At 36.6% G+C, this 2,384-nt stretch carries 2 protein-coding genes and 1 pseudogene; 1 reads left to right on the plus strand and 2 read right to left on the minus strand.

Annotated features, from left to right (window positions below):
- Positions 1–449 (minus strand): annotated as a pseudogene (locus VNJ50_RS05295) (3-phosphoglycerate dehydrogenase); the annotation flags it as partial.
- Between the two features lie 792 nt (positions 450–1,241).
- Here VNJ50_RS05295 and VNJ50_RS05300 point away from each other — a divergent pair.
- On the plus strand, positions 1,242–2,147 hold the full coding sequence (locus VNJ50_RS05300; protein WP_325579748.1) for an NAD(P)-dependent oxidoreductase: 906 nt from the start codon (positions 1,242–1,244) through the stop codon (positions 2,145–2,147).
- Here the strand turns inward: VNJ50_RS05300 and VNJ50_RS05305 are convergent.
- On the minus strand, positions 2,130–2,384 hold a 255-nt coding region (locus VNJ50_RS05305; protein ID WP_325579750.1), incomplete at its 5' end, for an aspartate dehydrogenase domain-containing protein. The genes VNJ50_RS05300 and VNJ50_RS05305 overlap by 18 nt on opposite strands.

Genomic DNA, 2,384 nt, shown 5'->3' on the forward strand with positions numbered 1-2,384 from the left:
ACACCTATTGCACCCAAACCTATTACGGCTAGTGTTTTTCCTTTAATCTCCTGCCCAACAAAATTCTTTTTTCCTTTTTCTACGAGTGCAGGTATTTTACTACCTTTGCCATTTAATGATCGTACCCACATCGCACCATCAATAATATCGCGTGATGCAAGCATCAATCCTGCAATCACCATCTCTTTCACACCATTTGCATTAGCCCCTGGCGTATTAAATACAACGATACCTTTTTCCGTACATCTGTCAATTGGAATGTTGTTTACACCCGCTCCTGCTCTTGCAATAGCCTTTAGTGAAGGTGGAAGCTCCATATCGTGCATTTTATGGCTTCGCAACACAATTGCGTCAGGGTTCGGAATTTCGCTGGCTATCTCATAATCACCTAAGGGCAAAAGTGATAGACCTTTTGGATCGATTGCATTTAACGTCTGAATTTTAAACATTTGGATTATTATCTTTTATATTTCAATATGATTATTTCAAATAAAGAACAAATATCAGCATTTTATCAATAAAATGGGCATGAAAGAGCAATTTTGTTGCAAAATTGAATGCAAACTATACATATTCACTTATAAGATAGATTAGGATACATTAAATGGTATTCTCTTTAAACTCTTGTGGATAACTTAATAGAAATCTTTTCCTATGATTTATACACTGAATCATTTAGATGCGGATCTTTCAATATATCTTCTTCGCCCTTTTAGCCCCTTTTGTTTTTCAGCAATATCAAAGACAGCATAAGGAATGCAATTAAATACACTTAAATCACATTTATAATAAAAACAAAATAAAACCATCCCTGCCGACGTATCTGACGCCACAAAAAAAGCACCCTTCTACTTTCGGATCAGTACGAGATCATTATATTTTTAATTTTCTAATTTCGGATCGGTACGAAATCAATAAATTTTTAATTTTCTACTTTCGGATCAGTACGAAATCGATAAATTTTTAATTTCCTAATTTCGGATTAGTACGAAACCATTATATTTTTTATTTTCTACTTTCGGACTGGTACGAAATCAATAAACTCTTAGTTTTCCACTTTAGGACTAATCCGAAACAAGGAGAATGGTTTTGCTACCTATTGCTGGTGCTTTTTTCTAGTCCAAATGATAGGCTTATAATAAAAACACCAATCCCTCAAAAACTTTACACTTACTTTAAGCTGTTTACTTCCGCATAATTGACTATATTGTGCTTATCTTTTAAATAAAAAAACTGAGTAAATGTTTGAAAAATTAGTAGCCATAGAACCAATAAGTTTGGTGGACTGGGCAGAAAAAAAACTGAATAGCTTTGCAAAAGAAGTCGTAATGTTTGAGGACATACCACAGGATGCTGACGAAATTGTAAATCGCATTGGTGATGCAGATGCTGTATTGTTGAGTTACACCACTACGTTGGACAAAGAGATATTAAAAAGATGTCCAAATATAAAATACATCGGGATGTGTTGCTCGCTCTATTCTCCCGAAAGCGCTAATGTAGATATCAATTATGCTAAAACGCGTGATATAGTTGTTACAGGCATTAGAGACTACGGTGATGAAGGAGTGGTAGAATATGTTGTGAGTGAACTGGTGCGCTGCCTACATGGTTTTGAGACAAGCCCCGATGGAACAAAAATTGCACCATGGAATGGTGTGGCCGAAGAAATCACAGGACTTAAGTGTGGAATAATTGGTTTAGGAAAGCTTGGAGGTATGATTGCAGATGCATTGTCATTTTTTGGTGCAACAATAGATTATGTGGCAAGAAGTGAAAAAGAAGATGCTGCAAAGAAAGGATACAAATTTGTACCAATAAACGATTTAATGGCCAACAATGACGTAGTGATATGCTGCCTCAACAAGAATACGGTTTTGTTGCATGAGAGAGAGTTTGAAAGTTTTGGCAATCACAAAATACTGTTCAACGTTGGGTTGTCTCGTGCTTGGGATGAAAAACCTTTCATCCAATGGTTAAGTCGCAACAATCGTGTTTATTGCGACTCACCAGGTGCTTTGGGCAACGAAGAGTTGCAGAGCCACCCCAATGTTAGATTTATGAATGTATCAGCAGGTAGAACCCGTCAAGCTTTTGATAGATTGAGTGAAAAAGTGATTGAAAATCTATCAGAATACAATGGGTGAGGTAATATTTCGTAATGTATTTACCACGCTCCACCCTGCTATTGCTGGAGTTTTGCTATAAACACTTATTACTGCATCTATCTCTTCATTCTGGATAGTGATGGTGTGTCTGTCACCCACATAGTCGGGAATAGAATTAATTGACACATCAATATTTTCAGGACCTACAGTTGCCAATGATGCCGCCACCGAAACATTCACTTGATGTGGCAAAAGTGCTATTGCATCTTTGGCGCT

This window comes from Gelidibacter sp., assembly GCF_035577925.1.
Lineage (GTDB): Bacteria > Bacteroidota > Bacteroidia > Flavobacteriales > Flavobacteriaceae > Gelidibacter.

What these genes read in the sequence shown, in the direction of transcription:
- VNJ50_RS05300 (WP_325579748.1), top strand. Translation starts at nt 1,242, where the DNA reads ATGTTTGAAAAATTAGTAGCCATAGAACCAATAAGTTTGGTGGACTGG.